This is a genomic window from Halobacillus sp. ABR2_026, assembly GCF_056158545.1.
The window spans coordinates 2,012,952-2,027,576 of the sequence record NZ_JBSWTM010000001.1 but is presented as its reverse complement, the minus strand read 5'-3'; the positions used below and the strand labels follow the sequence as shown (position 1 = coordinate 2,027,576).

The 14,625-nt window shown below is 43.3% G+C and carries 18 protein-coding genes; all 18 read left to right on the top strand.

Annotated features, from left to right (window positions below):
• Positions 1 to 105 precede the first annotated feature (105 nt).
• The 18 genes from ACXADE_RS10470 (at position 106) to ACXADE_RS10385 (ending at position 14,539) form a co-directional block, all read left to right on the top strand.
• A complete protein-coding gene (locus ACXADE_RS10470) occupies positions 106 to 378 on the top strand; it encodes an HU family DNA-binding protein (protein ID WP_008638574.1) in 273 nt (90 codons plus the stop codon).
• Positions 379 to 561: 183 nt separating this feature from the next.
• Positions 562 to 786 (top strand): trp RNA-binding attenuation protein MtrB, encoded by a 225-nt coding sequence (gene mtrB, locus ACXADE_RS10465; protein WP_474980412.1) that lies wholly within the window; start codon positions 562 to 564, stop codon positions 784 to 786.
• A gap of 90 nt (positions 787 to 876) precedes the next feature.
• Positions 877 to 1,680, top strand: a complete 804-nt coding sequence (locus ACXADE_RS10460; RefSeq protein WP_474980411.1) for a heptaprenyl diphosphate synthase component 1 — start codon at positions 877 to 879, stop codon at positions 1,678 to 1,680.
• 2 nt (positions 1,681 to 1,682) lie between these two features.
• Positions 1,683 to 2,390, top strand: coding sequence for a demethylmenaquinone methyltransferase (locus ACXADE_RS10455; protein WP_474980410.1), 708 nt, complete (start codon positions 1,683 to 1,685; stop codon positions 2,388 to 2,390).
• Positions 2,391 to 2,406: 16 nt separating this feature from the next.
• Positions 2,407 to 3,378, top strand: a complete 972-nt coding sequence (hepT, locus tag ACXADE_RS10450; protein ID WP_474980409.1) for a heptaprenyl diphosphate synthase component II — start codon at positions 2,407 to 2,409, stop codon at positions 3,376 to 3,378.
• 91 nt (positions 3,379 to 3,469) lie between these two features.
• Positions 3,470 to 3,916, top strand: a complete 447-nt coding sequence (gene ndk, locus ACXADE_RS10445; protein WP_474980408.1) for a nucleoside-diphosphate kinase — start codon at positions 3,470 to 3,472, stop codon at positions 3,914 to 3,916.
• 219 nt (positions 3,917 to 4,135) lie between these two features.
• Positions 4,136 to 4,915 (top strand): CheR family methyltransferase, encoded by a 780-nt coding sequence (locus ACXADE_RS10440; RefSeq protein ID WP_474980407.1) that lies wholly within the window; start codon positions 4,136 to 4,138, stop codon positions 4,913 to 4,915.
• Positions 4,916 to 5,056: 141 nt separating this feature from the next.
• Positions 5,057 to 6,226 carry a chorismate synthase gene (gene aroC, locus ACXADE_RS10435; protein ID WP_474980406.1) on the top strand — a complete coding sequence of 390 codons (1,170 nt, stop codon included), beginning with the start codon at positions 5,057 to 5,059 and terminating at the stop codon, positions 6,224 to 6,226.
• On the top strand, positions 6,226 to 7,305 hold the full coding sequence (aroB, locus tag ACXADE_RS10430; protein WP_474980405.1) for a 3-dehydroquinate synthase: 1,080 nt from the start codon (positions 6,226 to 6,228) through the stop codon (positions 7,303 to 7,305). The genes aroC and aroB overlap by 1 nt, the downstream gene beginning before the upstream one ends.
• A complete protein-coding gene (aroH, locus tag ACXADE_RS10425; RefSeq protein WP_474980404.1) occupies positions 7,302 to 7,667 on the top strand; it encodes a chorismate mutase in 366 nt (121 codons plus the stop codon). The genes aroB and aroH overlap by 4 nt, the downstream gene beginning before the upstream one ends.
• Positions 7,668 to 7,681: 14 nt before the next feature.
• Complete coding sequence (hisC, locus tag ACXADE_RS10420; RefSeq protein ID WP_474980403.1) at positions 7,682 to 8,779, top strand: histidinol-phosphate transaminase; 1,098 nt, start codon at positions 7,682 to 7,684, stop codon at positions 8,777 to 8,779.
• A complete protein-coding gene (locus ACXADE_RS10415; RefSeq protein ID WP_474980402.1) occupies positions 8,776 to 9,876 on the top strand; it encodes a prephenate dehydrogenase in 1,101 nt (366 codons plus the stop codon). Before hisC ends, ACXADE_RS10415 begins: the two co-directional genes overlap by 4 nt.
• Positions 9,877 to 9,888: 12 nt before the next feature.
• The gene (gene aroA / locus ACXADE_RS10410) at positions 9,889 to 11,178 is read left to right on the top strand and encodes a 3-phosphoshikimate 1-carboxyvinyltransferase (RefSeq protein ID WP_474980401.1); all 1,290 of its coding nucleotides are present in this window, start codon (positions 9,889 to 9,891) and stop codon (positions 11,176 to 11,178) included.
• Between the two features lie 305 nt (positions 11,179 to 11,483).
• The gene (locus ACXADE_RS10405; RefSeq protein WP_474980400.1) at positions 11,484 to 12,116 is read left to right on the top strand and encodes a hypothetical protein; all 633 of its coding nucleotides are present in this window, start codon (positions 11,484 to 11,486) and stop codon (positions 12,114 to 12,116) included.
• 17 nt (positions 12,117 to 12,133) lie between these two features.
• Positions 12,134 to 13,234 (top strand): tetratricopeptide repeat protein, encoded by a 1,101-nt coding sequence (locus tag ACXADE_RS10400; protein ID WP_474980399.1) that lies wholly within the window; start codon positions 12,134 to 12,136, stop codon positions 13,232 to 13,234.
• Complete coding sequence (locus ACXADE_RS10395; protein WP_474980398.1) at positions 13,231 to 13,386, top strand: tetratricopeptide repeat protein; 156 nt, start codon at positions 13,231 to 13,233, stop codon at positions 13,384 to 13,386. The genes ACXADE_RS10400 and ACXADE_RS10395 overlap by 4 nt, the downstream gene beginning before the upstream one ends.
• Before the next feature lie 31 nt (positions 13,387 to 13,417).
• Positions 13,418 to 13,978, top strand: a complete 561-nt coding sequence (locus ACXADE_RS10390; RefSeq protein ID WP_474980397.1) for a ReoY family proteolytic degradation factor — start codon at positions 13,418 to 13,420, stop codon at positions 13,976 to 13,978.
• Between the two features lie 105 nt (positions 13,979 to 14,083).
• Positions 14,084 to 14,539 (top strand): YpiF family protein, encoded by a 456-nt coding sequence (locus tag ACXADE_RS10385; RefSeq protein WP_474980396.1) that lies wholly within the window; start codon positions 14,084 to 14,086, stop codon positions 14,537 to 14,539.
• Positions 14,540 to 14,625: the final 86 nt, after the last annotated feature.

The window sequence follows — 14,625 nt, the reverse complement described above, 5'->3', positions numbered from 1 at the left end:
TCGTTTATTATAAGGCTTGTCATCAAATGATGGCACCTAAATAAACATTTGGAGTGGTTGAATCCACTTGAATGAGTTAAACCTTCTTGGGAGGAGGTGAATGGCATGAACAAAACAGATCTAATCAATGCGGTATCTGAAAAAGCTGATCTTTCTAAGAAAGATGCAACACAAGCTGTAGATTCTGTATTCGAATCTATCATGGATTCACTTAAAGACGGTGATAAAGTCCAGCTTATTGGATTCGGTAACTTCGAAGTACGTGAGCGTGCGGCTCGTAAAGGTCGTAACCCACAAACTGGAGAAGAAATCGAAATCTCCGCAAGCAAAGTACCAGCGTTCAAACCTGGTAAAGCCCTTAAAGATGCGGTTAAATAATCAGCTACATAGGGCTTCGAAAAAGGGTGCATGTGCACCCTTTTTCTTTTTTTGTTTATGAAAACATTGTAAGAAGGCCATAATGGTGAAAGACGATGGAATTACATTTAGGAACGAGGTGGATGCTTTGACAAAACTCCCCCTTGTAAGAGATAGTAATGATACTAGAAGGAGGCGGTCTTTTTGACTACATCAAATAATGATTTTTTCGTAATCAAAGCACTTGAAGATGGTGTCAATGTCATCGGTCTCACACGTGGAACGGATACAAGATTTCATCATTCCGAGAAACTGGATAAAGGGGAAGTGATGATCGCTCAGTTTACAGAACACACTTCCGCCGTCAAAGTCCGGGGAAAAGCAGTTATTCAAACAGCCCACGGTGAGATGGAGAACGAAGAAGAGTAAACCCTGCTCTGCGAACGCATACATAGTAAACAGTATATGGGTAGATATGCTATAATGGGTTTGGTTTAATAGTGTTCAGGAAGGGACAAGGTGATCAAGTTGAATTCTGCAGATAATGACATCAAACAACTCAAACGGAAAATAGCTTCAAAAGTTCGCCACCCTTATTTGGTACGCTTTATCCCTGAGCCGACGATCGATGAAGACAAGCTTGTGATCCTTTCTTCTATAATGGATCATACCAACTTATCTGATAAGAAAAAGGAACAATACATTATTACGACGATGCTTGTACAAATTGCGCTCGATACGCATGACCTTGTGACTTTGTCCGATGTGGACGATGACCGTGATGTTGTGCGGAGCAGACAGCTGACAGTGTTGGCCGGTGATTATTACAGTGGATTGTATTATTATCTTCTGTCTCAACTTGATGACATTCCGATGATTCATACGCTTGCCGGTGCCATTAAGGAAATCAATGAGTTGAAGATGGAACTGTATTATAAAGATGTTGATTCGTTCCAGGAATTTTTGGATGGGTTGAAGAAAATCGAATCTCTTCTCATTCAACGGGTCGCTTCCTATGTACAAAAGACAGCCATCAATGATATGGCGGGAGACTGGCTGCTTGCTAAGAAGCTGCTTGAAGAGAAGCGCAGTTATCAGGAGGGCAAATTCTCTCCCCTCATTGATGTCCTGATCAAGCGTCCGGCACTTCTCGGAAACAGTGGGCAGGTACTCGTCAATATAGAGCAGATGCTGCAGACACATGTGCACCGGTTGGAAACAACGATTACTCAGCTCCCTGTTCATTTCAACTGGCTCAAATCGTATATGCATTCAGCGATCCATCATCAATTCAACCATAGACAGATAGCGGAAGAAGGGTGAATATGGAACCACAATCAAAAGAAGAAAGAGTTCATCACGTATTTGAAAAAATTTACGAGCGATATGACAGTATGAATTCAATCATCTCTTTCCAGCAACACCGTTTATGGCGCCGGGATGTCATGAAACGGATGAATGTTCAGAAGGGTGATTATGCGCTTGATGTATGCTGCGGAACAGGGGACTGGACGATGACCCTTGCAGAAGCCGTAGGTACAGAGGGGAAAGTTATCGGGCTCGATTTCAGTGAAAACATGTTATCTGTCGGGATTAAAAAGAAAATCTCCGGGAAAGTGAAGCAAGTCGAATTCCAGCATGGGAATGCGATGGCTCTTCCCTATAAAGATAACGAATTCGATCACGTTACGATCGGCTTTGGATTAAGAAACGTACCAGATTATCACCAAGTGTTGAAGGAAATGTACCGGGTGGTTAAGCCGGGGGGGAAAGTCGTTTGTCTGGAAACGTCTCAACCTACCAATCCGCTTTTCAAAAGGCTCTATTATTTCTACTTTGGGAAAATCATGCCTTTATTCGGTAAGCTTTTTGCAAAAAGTTATCAGGAATACAGCTGGCTTCATGAATCAGCCAAAGATTTCCCCGGCAAAAAGGAATTGAAGCGGATGTTTGAAGATGTCGGGTTTAAAAAAGTGACAATGAAATCCTATACGGGCGGCGTTGCAGCCATGCATATGGGTGAAAAGCAATAACTAAGGATGAAATGCCATGAAATTAGCTATGATCTATTCTTTTCTTAAAAATGATTTAGCGGTCATTGAAGAAGCTGTAAACGATACAATCAAGTCGGATAACCCGGTTTTGCGAGAAGCTTCGAGCCAATTGCTGCAAGCAGGAGGTAAAAGGATCCGTCCTGTCTTTGTCCTGCTCGGCGGGAAGTTCGGTACTTACGATATTGAGCGTATGAAAGCTGTTGCTGTCTCACTGGAACTTATACATACTGCATCGCTCGTGCATGATGATGTCATCGACGAAGCGGAGTTGCGTCGTGGTGAACCTACGATTAAATCCCGTTGGGACAACCGGATAGCCATGTATACCGGCGATTATATTTTTGCACGCTCACTTGAGAATTTATCCGTTCTCGAAAATCCCCGTGCCCATCAGATCCTTGCCGGGACAATGGTGGAATTATGCTTAGGTGAAATCGAGCAGATTAAGGATAAATTCAATACAGAACAAAATGTTAGAACCTATTTGCGAAGAATCAAACGAAAAACAGCGCTGCTTATTGCTGCAAGCTGTAGACTGGGTGCAATTGCAGCAGATGCTGACGAAAGACATGAACACGCTCTATATCAGTACGGGTACTATGTCGGAATGTCCTATCAAATCATCGATGATGTGCTGGATTTTACTGCGTCAGAGGAGGAGTTGGGGAAGCCTGCAGGAAGTGACCTTCTCCAGGGGAACATCACACTCCCTGTCCTGCTTTCCATGGAGGATCCAGATTTCAGGCAGCAGCTCGAAGTCGCCTTTCAGGAGAAAGAAGAACTATCTTCAGATCAGCTGGAAGAATTAATCCGACAAATTCAAACCAATGGTTCGATTGAACGGTCGCTTGAGATCAGTGATCGTTATTTGAAGAAGGCCTATCAATCTTTGGGCAGATTACCAGCCAACCGAGCGAAGCAGACGTTGAAAGGCATCGCAAAGTATATTGGTAAAAGAAGGGCATAAATCTATTGCCTTTCTTCCCTTTGTTTGATAGACTTTTTTATGGCACTTATTAAAAGCGCTTTCACACTATACATAAGATGAGGTGTTTGTCATGGAAAAGACATTTTTAATGGTTAAACCAGACGGTGTACAACGCAATTTGATCGGTGACATTACAGCAAGATTTGAACACAAAGGGTTTAAACTGGCAGGGGCTAAACTGATGGCCATTCCTACAGAACTTGCAGAAGAACATTATGGAGAGCACAAAGATAAACCTTTCTTCGGTGAGCTGGTCGATTTCATTACATCAGGTCCTGTCTTCGCCATGGTATGGGAAGGCGAAAATGTAATCGCCACTGCACGTACGATGATGGGGGCTACGAAACCTTCGGAGGCTGCTCCTGGAACGATTCGTGGGGATTACGGGGTAACTGTAGGGAAAAACGTCATCCATGGCTCAGATTCACAAGAAAGTGCTGAACGTGAAATTGGCTTGTTCTTTGATACGAAAGAACTTGTTCAATACGAAAAAGACGCTATGAACTGGATCTATTAATAAGAGAAGGCCACCTTTTAAAAGGTGGCCTTTTTATATGTACCGCTTAATACTAGTCATCATCATTGGCCCAAGAAACCGAACCAGGATGTCCATTGATGGAGTAATCCCTTCCGCCTGTATCCTTTCAATGAGGGGGCAAAGAAATTCAATTCTCACGTTTACAACAGAACGATGCTGAAGTACGCTTATAGGGAAGAAGTGGAAGGAGTTCAGGGGATGAGTCAGGATTACATACAATTTACGGAGAATATACACCGAATCACAGGTATCGATTTATCACAATATAAAGAAGCCCAAATGAAAAGAAGGCTGACTTCCTTAAGAGAAAAAAGAGGGTATATGGATTTTGGCACCTATTACAGGGCATTAAATAAAGATTCTGGATTACTGGATGAATTATTAGATCGGATGACGATCAATGTGTCTGAATTTTACAGAAACCGAAAGCGCTTTGAAATACTTGAAGATCAAGTGATTCCATATCTTCTACAGCGAAAGAAAAAGTTGAGAATTTGGAGTGCGGCTTGTTCTACCGGAGAGGAACCTTACACGCTGGCGATGATCCTTCATAGGCACATGCCGCTGCATCAAGTGGAAATTCTTGCGACAGATCTGGACCCCGCTGCATTAAGGAAGGCTGAAGAGGGGGTGTATCATGAACGCTCCCTTAAGGAAGTTTCACCGGTTATCCTGCAGAAATACTTTAGAAAAGAAGGGGGATCCTACAGAGTCGTCGACGACATAAAAAAAAGTGTGACGTTCAAAAAACATAACTTACTGGCTGATCGTTATCCAAGCGGATTCGATCTCATCGTCTGTCGAAATGTCATGATCTATTTTACGGAGGAAGCAAAAACGGGAATGTATAGGAATTTTAATCAATCTCTGGTAGAAGGTGGTATTTTCTTTGTGGGTAGTACGGAGCAGATCTTTTCTCCACAAAATCATGGATTTGAGATTTTTGATACGTTCTTTTACAAAAAGCCCCACAATTAAGAGGTCGGAAGCGTTTTCCGGTCTTTTTTTATAAAATTTCCGATAATTAGATACCACAAATTGAAATCCATATGATATAGTAGTATCTAAAATTTAGAACACCCCCCTTCAAAAGGGTGGATTACATAGGAGGTACGTAACATGCGCTACTTGACCGCTGGTGAATCACATGGAAAGCAACTAACTACAATTATAGAGGGAATTCCTTCTCATCTCCCTCTATTGAGAGAACAAATAAACGAATCCCTTATTAGACGCCAAGGCGGATATGGGCGTGGAAAACGTATGCAGATCGAAAAAGATCTTGTTGAAATTACAAGCGGGGTCCGGCATGGGTACACCCTCGGTTCCCCGATTACATTAGTCGTAAACAATGATGATTTCAAACATTGGACAGACATTATGGGAGAAGACCCTCTGCCGGAAGAGACACAGAAAATCCGGCGTACGGTAACGAAACCTCGCCCAGGTCATGCTGATCTTAATGGTGGGATGAAATATGGGCATAGAGATATGCGTAACGTATTGGAGCGTTCTTCAGCCAGAGAAACGGCTGCAAGGGTGGGGGCAGGAGCTGTTGCTAAAGTCCTCCTGAAGGAGCTTGGTATTGAAGTCGCAGGCTATGTACGTGAAATCGCTGGCATCGTTTCAGATGTTGACGAAAATCTAACGCTCCAGCAGCGGAGAGAAATTTCTGAAGCGTCTCCTGTTCGTACATTCGATGAAGAAGCTGCAGGAAAAATGATGAACGCCATTGATGAAGCAAAAAAAGAAGGCGATTCTATCGGTGGAGTCACAGAAGTTTACGTGGAAGGGATGCCGGCTGGACTTGGTTCATATGTCCAATATGACCGGAAATTGGATGCGAAAATCGCCCAGGCTGTTATGAGTATTAACGCTTATAAAGGGGTGGAATTCGGTATTGGTTTCGAAGCAGCAAGAAGAAACGGAAGCCAGGTCCACGATGAAATTTTATGGGATGAGGAAAGTGGATATTCTCGCCGGACAAACCGACTCGGTGGTTTTGAGGGCGGTATGACTACTGGAATGCCGATTGTCGTGAAAGGTGTTATGAAACCGATCCCTACGTTGTACAAGCCTCTACAAAGTGTAGATATCGAAACAAAAGAACCGTTCAATGCCAGTATCGAACGTTCTGATTCTTGTGCAGTTCCGGCGGCTTCTGTTGTCATGGAACACATTGTAGCTTTCGAATTAGCGAAAGCCATTACTGAAGAGTTTCCATCCGATTACTTCCCACGGTTGAAAAAAGCGGTGGATGACTACCGTAAGGAAATCAGGGAATTTTAATGGAATCTGTTACGATTCAAGCAAGCAGTCACACATACGAAGTTCTCATTGCTCAAGGACTCAGGCATAAACTTGGTGAATTTATTGAAGATGGGTACACATCCATTCTGGTGATCACCGATAGTATTATTTGCGACTATTACTTGCAGGATGTAACAGAGAGTTTAAAAGGAGCGGCCCCCGTCTACACAGCGGTTGTGTCTGCGGGTGAATCTTCAAAAAGTATGGAAAGGTACTCAGAGCTTCTTGATCAATGTGTGGATCGGAAACTCGATCGTAAATCCCTCGTTGTCGCCCTCGGTGGCGGCATGATTGGCGATTTGGCTGGGTTTACTGCATCTACTTACCTCCGAGGAGTAGATTTCATACAGGTTCCTACGACAATCCTCGCCCACGACAGCAGTGTAGGAGGAAAAGTCGGAATCAATCATCTAAAAGGCAAGAATTTAATTGGATCTTTCTACCATCCGAAAAAAGTGATCTATGACTTGGAAACGATGGAAACCCTGCCTGATCGTGAAGTGCGCTCGGGGTACGGAGAAGTTATCAAGCACGCCTTTTTAAGTGATCAAGAATGGACGTATCATTTATTGAATGATTCTTTACATGACCTATCTGCTCAGCAGTTGGAACGGGATCTGACAAAAGGGATCCGAGTGAAAGCTGCTATTGTCCAAAAAGATGAAAGAGAATCCGGGCTCAGGAAACATTTAAATTTAGGCCATACCCTTGCTCACGCTATAGAGGCTGATTTAGGTTATGGTGAAATTACTCATGGGGAAGCAGTAGCTGTAGGACTGTTGTTCATGATGAAATTGAGCAGTACCCAGTTAGGTGCCCAACTGCCGATCAGAGAATACAAACAATGGCTCGTAAGCAACGGGTATCCAATTTCCATCCTAAACAGGATCCAACCCGAACAGATAGTGGAAAAGATGCTGCTGGATAAGAAAACCCTTGGAAGGAAGATCAATTTTGTTCTTCTTCAAGAGCTGAGTCAACCTTCCGTTGTAGAAATCGATAAAAAACAGATTGTGGAACAGTTGACCCTGTTAATAAATGAGGTGAGCGGAGAATGAGGATTCGTGGGATTCGAGGAGCAACGACAGTTAATGAGAATGATCATGATGAAATTATTGACCAATCCTATCAATTACTGCAGGATCTCATTGCCTCCAACCATATTGACGCGGAGGATGTCGTTTCCGTTTACTTTACGGTAACAGAAGATCTTAATGATGCTTTTCCTGCGAAGTCTTTGAGGAAAATGAAAGGTTGGACCTATGTCCCTGTCATGTGCATGAGGGAGATTCCTGTCCCTGGAAGTCTCGAAAAGTGTATCAGGGTCATGGTGACCACTCATACAGACCTCAAACAAAAGGAAATTCAGCATATTTACCATAATGATGCTGTACGACTTAGACCTGATTTAAAGAGTTGAGAGGAGTATTCCCAATGAAAGCAAAAGACATCCTAAAAAATATGAAACCCTATAAACCGGGGAAAGGTATAGAAGAAGTGAAGAAGGAATTTGGACTGGATCGGATTGTGAAGCTTGCTTCCAATGAAAATCCGTATGGTTTCTCTCCCGTAGTAGAAAAAGAACTGCCAAAGTTAATTTCAAATTTGGAAATTTATCCGGATGGATATGGAGCAGAGATCAGGAAAAGAGTCGCTGGTTTTCTCGGGGTGGAAGAAGACCATCTGATCTTTGGGAATGGATCCGATGAAGTTGTCCAAATCATATGCCGTACCTTCCTTGAACCTGGAGCGAATACAGTCATGGCTGCACCAACCTTTCCTCAATATAAACACAATGCATTGATTGAAGGAGCAGAAGTCCGGGAAGTTCCCTTGATTGATGGACATCATGATTTGGAAACAATGCTCCAAAAAATAGATGAGCACACAAGGGTTTTATGGATTTGTACACCAAATAACCCTACAGGTGTTCACATTGATCATTCAACTCTGCAGTCCGTTCTTGAACGGACTCCTGAACATGTTCTCGTTGTTCTTGATGAAGCGTACTATGAATATTTAGAAGCAGGCGATGCGTTCGATGCGATCAAGGCGTTGAATCATTATCCTAATCTAATGGTGCTTAGAACTTTCTCGAAAGCCTACGGACTTGCGGGCCTACGAATCGGTTATGGAGTTGGACACCCTGATATCATTCAAGTCCTAGAACCATCACGAGAGCCATTCAATACATCCACAGTTGCTCAGGCAGCTGCTTTGCTTGCTCTGGATGATCAGGAATTTATCCATGAAACGGTTGAGGAAAACCGTAAAAATAAACAAGCATTAATGGAGTTTTGTAAAGATCAAGGCTTGGACTATTACGATACACAGGCGAACTTCCTGCTCATACATCTGCCTTGCAGCGGTGATGAAATGTTCGAATACCTTTTGACAAAAGGGTTCATCGTCCGATCCGGAGAAGCATTAGGTCTTCCGAATACCATTCGACTGACGATCGGTAAAGAAGAAGACATGAAGGAAATTCAGGAAGCTATGAAACAAAAACTCGCTTCTGTCGATGAACAATGAGGAAGAACATATTAATTGTAGGTTTAGGACTCATTGGTGGGTCAATAGCTATGAACGTCTCTAAAAAAGAAGAAGTCTTCATCGTCGGAATGGATGGTAATGAAGAGACGCTTAACATGGCTTTGAAACAAGGAGTGATCGATCAGGCGGCCTTTAATTTTAAAGAGGCAGCGAAAGAAGCAGATGTCTGTATTCTAGCTACCCCGATTTCTATAACCATCGAATACATCCAACAGCTTCAGTCGCTTGATTTGAGCAAACCTTTAGTAGTGACCGATGTATCTTCCGTAAAGAACCAGGTACTTGAGGCAGCGAATCAACTTTCACACCCATACCTTTCGTTCGTCGGAGGACACCCGATGGCGGGCTCTCATAAGCATGGGTATACGGCGGCTAAACCTCATTTATTTGAGAATGCGATTTACGTATTGACTCCTTCGGTCCATGCGGGTGAAGAAGAAGCGGATCTCCTTAAAGAGTTGTTATCGGAAACAAACGCTCGTTTTGTGACATTTACAACGAAGGAACATGATGAAATGACTGCGGTTATTTCTCATTTTCCGCATTTGATCGCTTCTTCTCTCGTTCACCAGGCGAAAGAATGGGAGGATACGCATCCGTATATCAAACAGCTTGCCGCTGGAGGGTTCAAAGATATCACAAGGATTGCTTCAAGCAACCCGAAACTTTGGCAGGATATTTTCTTCCAGAATAAAACACTCCTCATTTCCATGCTCGATGATTGGATGGAAGAAATGGGGCGGATTAGAAATTATCTGTCTCAAGGTGAGAAAGAAAAAACATACAAATATCTGGTGGATGCTAAGCTTTACAGAGATGGTCTTCCTTCCAAAGATAAAGGAGCCATCCCATCGTTCTATGATGTATACGTAGATATTCATGACCAGCCGGGAGCGATCCGGGACGTGATCGGAATATTAGCGGAAGAGGCAATCAGCATTAAAAACATACAGATACTGGAAATCCGTGAGGGGATTACAGGTGTTTTGAGGATTAGCTTCGCTACAAGTTCGGAGCAATGGAAGAGTAAACAAGTATTGAATAGCTATCAATATGAAGTGATGATCCAGGAGTAAAGGAGGGGTCTTATGTCATCGATCGAATTATTACCTACTACCAAAAGGGTGACCGGGGAGTTGTCAGTACCTGGTGACAAATCGATTTCCCATCGTTCTGTCATCTTTTCAGCACTGGCGGAAGGAACTTCAGTGATTACAAACTTTCTGACAGGTGAAGATTGTTTGCGAACGGTTGAAGCCTTTCGACTTATGGGTGTGAATATTGAACAAGAAGGGGATAAAATAACGGTTCATGGGAGAGGGATTTCTCATTTGAAAGAACCTTCGCAGCCCATCAACTTCGGAAATTCGGGTACGACCGCTCGGTTAATGAGTGGTGTTCTTGCAGGGCTGCCGTTATTCTCGACCGCATTCGGTGACGAATCACTTTCCAAACGCCCGATGGACCGTGTTGTAAAGCCATTAGGAGATATGGGAGCTGAAATCATAGGACGGGAACAAGATTCGCTGCTCCCTCTCGCATTCAACGGAAAAAAGCTGAATGGTACACGTCATGAATTGACCGTGAAAAGTGCTCAGGTTAAATCAGCCTTGCTTCTGGCGGGGATGCTCGCTGAAGGGGAAACTGAAGTGATAGAGCTAGGCGAGACGAGAAACCATACTGAAATGCTGCTCCCGGAATTTGGTGTAGATGTTCAGGTAGAAGACAGATCCATTACGATTCGTGGGGGACAACAGCCCGTGTCTTCAGACCTTAAGGTCCCTGGAGATATTTCATCCGCTGCTTTTTTCCTTGTTGCAGCATCTATCGTCCCGGGGAGTCAACTCACCATCCGTGACGTTGGATTGAACCCGACACGTGATGGAATCGTAAAGGCCTTAAAAGCAATGGGGGCAGACATCGAGGTGGATGTACATACACACATTGGAAGTGAACCTGTCGGGGACATTGTCATTCGCTACAGCCGTTTGAAGGGAATGGTCCTTGAAGGTGAACTTATCCCGAATGTCATTGATGAAATTCCGATTCTCGCACTTGCAGCAACGCAGGCAGAAGGGGAGACAGTCATTAAAGATGCCGAGGAATTAAGATTCAAGGAGACGGACCGTATCCGAGCTGTTGTAGAAACATTGAAGGCTCTGGGTGCCGATATAGAAGCACGGCCAGATGGGATGGTGATTCAGGGGGGATCAGCATTGAAAGGAGCCGGTATCGATTCGTTCGGTGACCATCGTATTGGAATGATGGGCGCTGTTGCTTCCTTGATTTGCGAAGATCGGGTGACCATAGAGGATAAAGAATGCATCAACATTTCCTATCCTGCCTTTTTCAACGATTTAAATCGTGTTCTAAACTAAAATAACTTCATAGTTTCTGTAAAGCTCTCATACGATATAAAAAGCCTACTTGGAGGTTTCATCGTATGGGAGCTTATTGGTTTCAGGGATATGTCGAAAATGATGAAGGCCCCTGTTTTACGGAGTGTACGATCAAGGATGAGAGATTTGTGAGAGACCGGACTGGGAAACATCCTTACACGTTAATGGATGTGGGAGGTTTCCACGTCAGTCCAGGTCATGTGATGTTGGATTTGATAGAGCCGCTATCTTCTTCACCCTCTGCAACGGTTACAGGATCTTACTACATAAAAAGAGGGTGCACCTTGTTACTCACACAACACCTAGTGACTAGTTTACGTCACTACCGCGATCAATATGACCAGTTTTTAAATCGGTGCAGATCACTGCCACTTGATTACATGGTTATACCGGTCGTTCCGGCAAAGTTGCTGCGACCTGAAATGGTCCGGTACTTTGCAAGGAAAGGGAGCCCCTTTTTATGTGTAGAAGTCCAATCCGTCCATGATCTATCAGATGTTTGCTGGGAATGGCTGGCGCAGGCGCAGGGATATAAACGAATGCCGTTGACAATGTTCGTCAAAGATACAAAGAATACGTCGAACAACTATGCAGAAATGTGGTCTTCACTTTGCGAACAGTATGGTATCATTAAGTTAACAGACTTACAGGATGATGAATTGCTCTCCTTGAAAAACTTGAAAGACAGTGGGATTTTCCCTCACAAAGGGGGGATTCTTCCCGGAGGGCATGCGGATTATAATCTTTATCTGTTATCTGAAGACAGAACGTTTGAAGAGTATAAAGATTTTAGATATCATAATCCTGTTCCGAATGTAACGGTTATGAATGGACAGGTAAAGCAAGTGAACCAAAAGGTCATTTGTGAAGAGCCTGGAAACCACATAAAAGTGAAGGTTCACAAGCATTTTGTTTAACGGGAAAGGGTGTCATCATGGAGGAAATACAAAAAGCTATCCGTCAAATGGAAGCCCATCAGACGGAAGACGCAATAAAGACTCTCACACAATATTTGCCGGAAGCGGATGAAGAAGAGAAGTTCACGATTGCAGAGTTATACATGCAATGGGGAATGCTCGAGGAAGCGAAATTGGTGCTTCAGGAGTTGATTCAGCGCTATCCTAAAGAACAAGAACTGAAAGTGATGATGGCCGAGATCCACATTGATTTAGATGAAGATGACGAAGCGATTGAGCTGTTGGATCAGTTTGGGCCGGAAGATGAAGATTACTTACAGGCACTTGTACAGCTGGCGGATCTCTATCAGGCTCAAGGGCTATTCGAAGTAGCCGAACAAAAATTGTTGATGGCTAAGCAGGTGGAGCCGAATTCAGCCATCATTGATTTCGCACTGGGGGAACTTGCGTTTTCCAATGGGGAATACGCCAAAAGTGCCCCATACTACGAGAACGCCATGCATCACCAGCCCGTAATTGGAGATATCGAAGTCGCCACACGGTTAGCCGAAGCTTATGCAGCTAATGGAGAATTTGAACAAGCCCTCGATTATTTCCAAAAAGTTGAAGAAGACAATCCTGATGTAATGTTCCGCTATGGCTTTGTAGCCTTTCAGGCGAACCGGAATGATATCGCCATCCATGTGTGGGAGGAACTGATAGAAAAAGATCCATATTTCCAATCTGTCTACCCTCACCTGGCACAGGCCTATGATTCAGAAGGAATGCCTAACGAAGCATTGGAAATGGCTAAAAAAGGACTTGCGAAAGATGAATTCAATAAGGAACTTTACCACCTCGCAGGTACCTTGTCCCATAAACAAGGGAATAAAGAAGAAGGATATAGGTGGATGAGAGAAGCTGTCGCCTTGGACCCAGGATACAAAGAAGCTATTTTGTTCCTGATTGAGAATTATAAAGCTGATGGTATGAATGATAAGATTATTGATCTCGTCAATGAATTAATGGCACTCGGGGAAGAAATCCGAACTATTATTGGGAACTCGCTCTTGCATATGAAGAAGAAGAGAGATTCCCTGAAGCGTATGAGCAGTATCAGCAAGCATATCCATCCTTGAAGGAAGATACAGATTTCCTGAAATCCTATGGCTACTTCCTTGTAGAAGAAGGAAGAATGGAAGAAGCACGGAAAATATTCGAAGAATATCTGACAATTGATCCTGCAGATACAGAAATAGAGGACTTCGTCGGGCGGCTGAAAGAACAATAAGCTGATTAATAAAGCGCAGGAGGGGCGCCATATGCAAACACCAATCTCTGTGGATGAGAAAAAAGACTTTGTCCGCTGGTTTTTGAATCACTTTCAGTTGAAAAAGCGAGAGAGTGTTTGGATTCTTAACTATTTGATGAACCACGAATCTCTGTTGTCCAGTGTCCATTTTGTCCAGGAAGTAAAGTTCTGCCCGCGAGGCATGGAAATCAGTGCTCAGGGTGTTTCTGACCCACCTTTCCGTTTTTATAAGGGGCAGGTGATGACCAATGATGCTGAGAAATCGTTTCATGATCTAAGAATGAACCAGGGCGAGCCTGTTTACATTCAAATGAATTTTGAGAATGCGCAGCAATGCTCGAAATATGCTCTCGTTCTCGAAGAGAACCCTTACCTTCCGAAAGACTATTATTTGAACGATAGAGATAAAAATGAAGCGGAGCGCCTCCTGTCTGTCAGCTTATTGCAATATCGACAAAAGAGCATAGAGAACAAAATTGATGTAGCTTTGGTCAACGGTGAACGAGACGAATTCAAAGTGTTATGTAGTAAGCTTGAAAAAGTCAAACAGGATTTGAATGCAATCTTATAAAAAAGAAAGCCTGGACCTTCAATTTGGAAGGTCCAGGCTTTTATTTTTGAATAAATATAGTAGAATGAAGAAAAAATAATACATAGAAGAAGGATGATTTGAATTATGAAATGGACGAAAGCAGATACTACCCAGTACATACCTGAAAAACAATATATTGACACCGTTATCATTCCTTTAATTCCATTTGATCCAGGAAGCGACCAGCACATGGTAAAGCAGGCGTTCCAGCGGGAACTTAACCAGGTTTTCACCAATTTGATCGAAAAGGAATATCGAGGGAGAATCTTCCTCTCTCCTGATTATCATTATCTTGATGGTTCCTACGACGCTGAAAAAAAGAGGATCAATGACTGGATTCAGAAATTCAAACAACAACCCTTCCAGCATATCTTTCTCTTTACATTCGACAGCAAATGGAAAAAATACGAAGGAGAGCTTGAAGGTCATGTGTTATGGGTTCCGGGCATGGGTTCCGGTGATATTCAGTCGACAGAAACACAGTCGTTTGTCCGGGAACAGGCCCATCAGATCAGCGAACTGATTCAAGCCTACTGGTAATTGGATAAAAGTTCCGACAAGGTTTGATAATTTATTGACCGAGCCTTGAGATTGCGCTATCATGGTAATGTCCTAGTAAACTGTGT

What these genes read in the sequence shown, in the direction of transcription:
- ACXADE_RS10470 (WP_008638574.1), top strand. Translation starts at nt 106, where the DNA reads ATGAACAAAACAGATCTAATCAATGCGGTATCTGAAAAAGCTGATCTT.
- ACXADE_RS10455 (WP_474980410.1), top strand. Translation starts at nt 1,683, where the DNA reads ATGGAACCACAATCAAAAGAAGAAAGAGTTCATCACGTATTTGAAAAA.
- hepT (WP_474980409.1), top strand. Translation starts at nt 2,407, where the DNA reads ATGAAATTAGCTATGATCTATTCTTTTCTTAAAAATGATTTAGCGGTC.
- ndk (WP_474980408.1), top strand. Translation starts at nt 3,470, where the DNA reads ATGGAAAAGACATTTTTAATGGTTAAACCAGACGGTGTACAACGCAAT.
- ACXADE_RS10440 (WP_474980407.1), top strand. Translation starts at nt 4,136, where the DNA reads ATGAGTCAGGATTACATACAATTTACGGAGAATATACACCGAATCACA.
- aroC (WP_474980406.1), top strand. Translation starts at nt 5,057, where the DNA reads ATGCGCTACTTGACCGCTGGTGAATCACATGGAAAGCAACTAACTACA.
- aroB (WP_474980405.1), top strand. Translation starts at nt 6,226, where the DNA reads ATGGAATCTGTTACGATTCAAGCAAGCAGTCACACATACGAAGTTCTC.
- aroH (WP_474980404.1), top strand. Translation starts at nt 7,302, where the DNA reads ATGAGGATTCGTGGGATTCGAGGAGCAACGACAGTTAATGAGAATGAT.
- hisC (WP_474980403.1), top strand. Translation starts at nt 7,682, where the DNA reads ATGAAAGCAAAAGACATCCTAAAAAATATGAAACCCTATAAACCGGGG.
- ACXADE_RS10415 (WP_474980402.1), top strand. Translation starts at nt 8,776, where the DNA reads ATGAGGAAGAACATATTAATTGTAGGTTTAGGACTCATTGGTGGGTCA.
- aroA (WP_474980401.1), top strand. Translation starts at nt 9,889, where the DNA reads ATGTCATCGATCGAATTATTACCTACTACCAAAAGGGTGACCGGGGAG.
- ACXADE_RS10400 (WP_474980399.1), top strand. Translation starts at nt 12,134, where the DNA reads ATGGAGGAAATACAAAAAGCTATCCGTCAAATGGAAGCCCATCAGACG.
- ACXADE_RS10390 (WP_474980397.1), top strand. Translation starts at nt 13,418, where the DNA reads ATGCAAACACCAATCTCTGTGGATGAGAAAAAAGACTTTGTCCGCTGG.
- ACXADE_RS10385 (WP_474980396.1), top strand. Translation starts at nt 14,084, where the DNA reads ATGAAATGGACGAAAGCAGATACTACCCAGTACATACCTGAAAAACAA.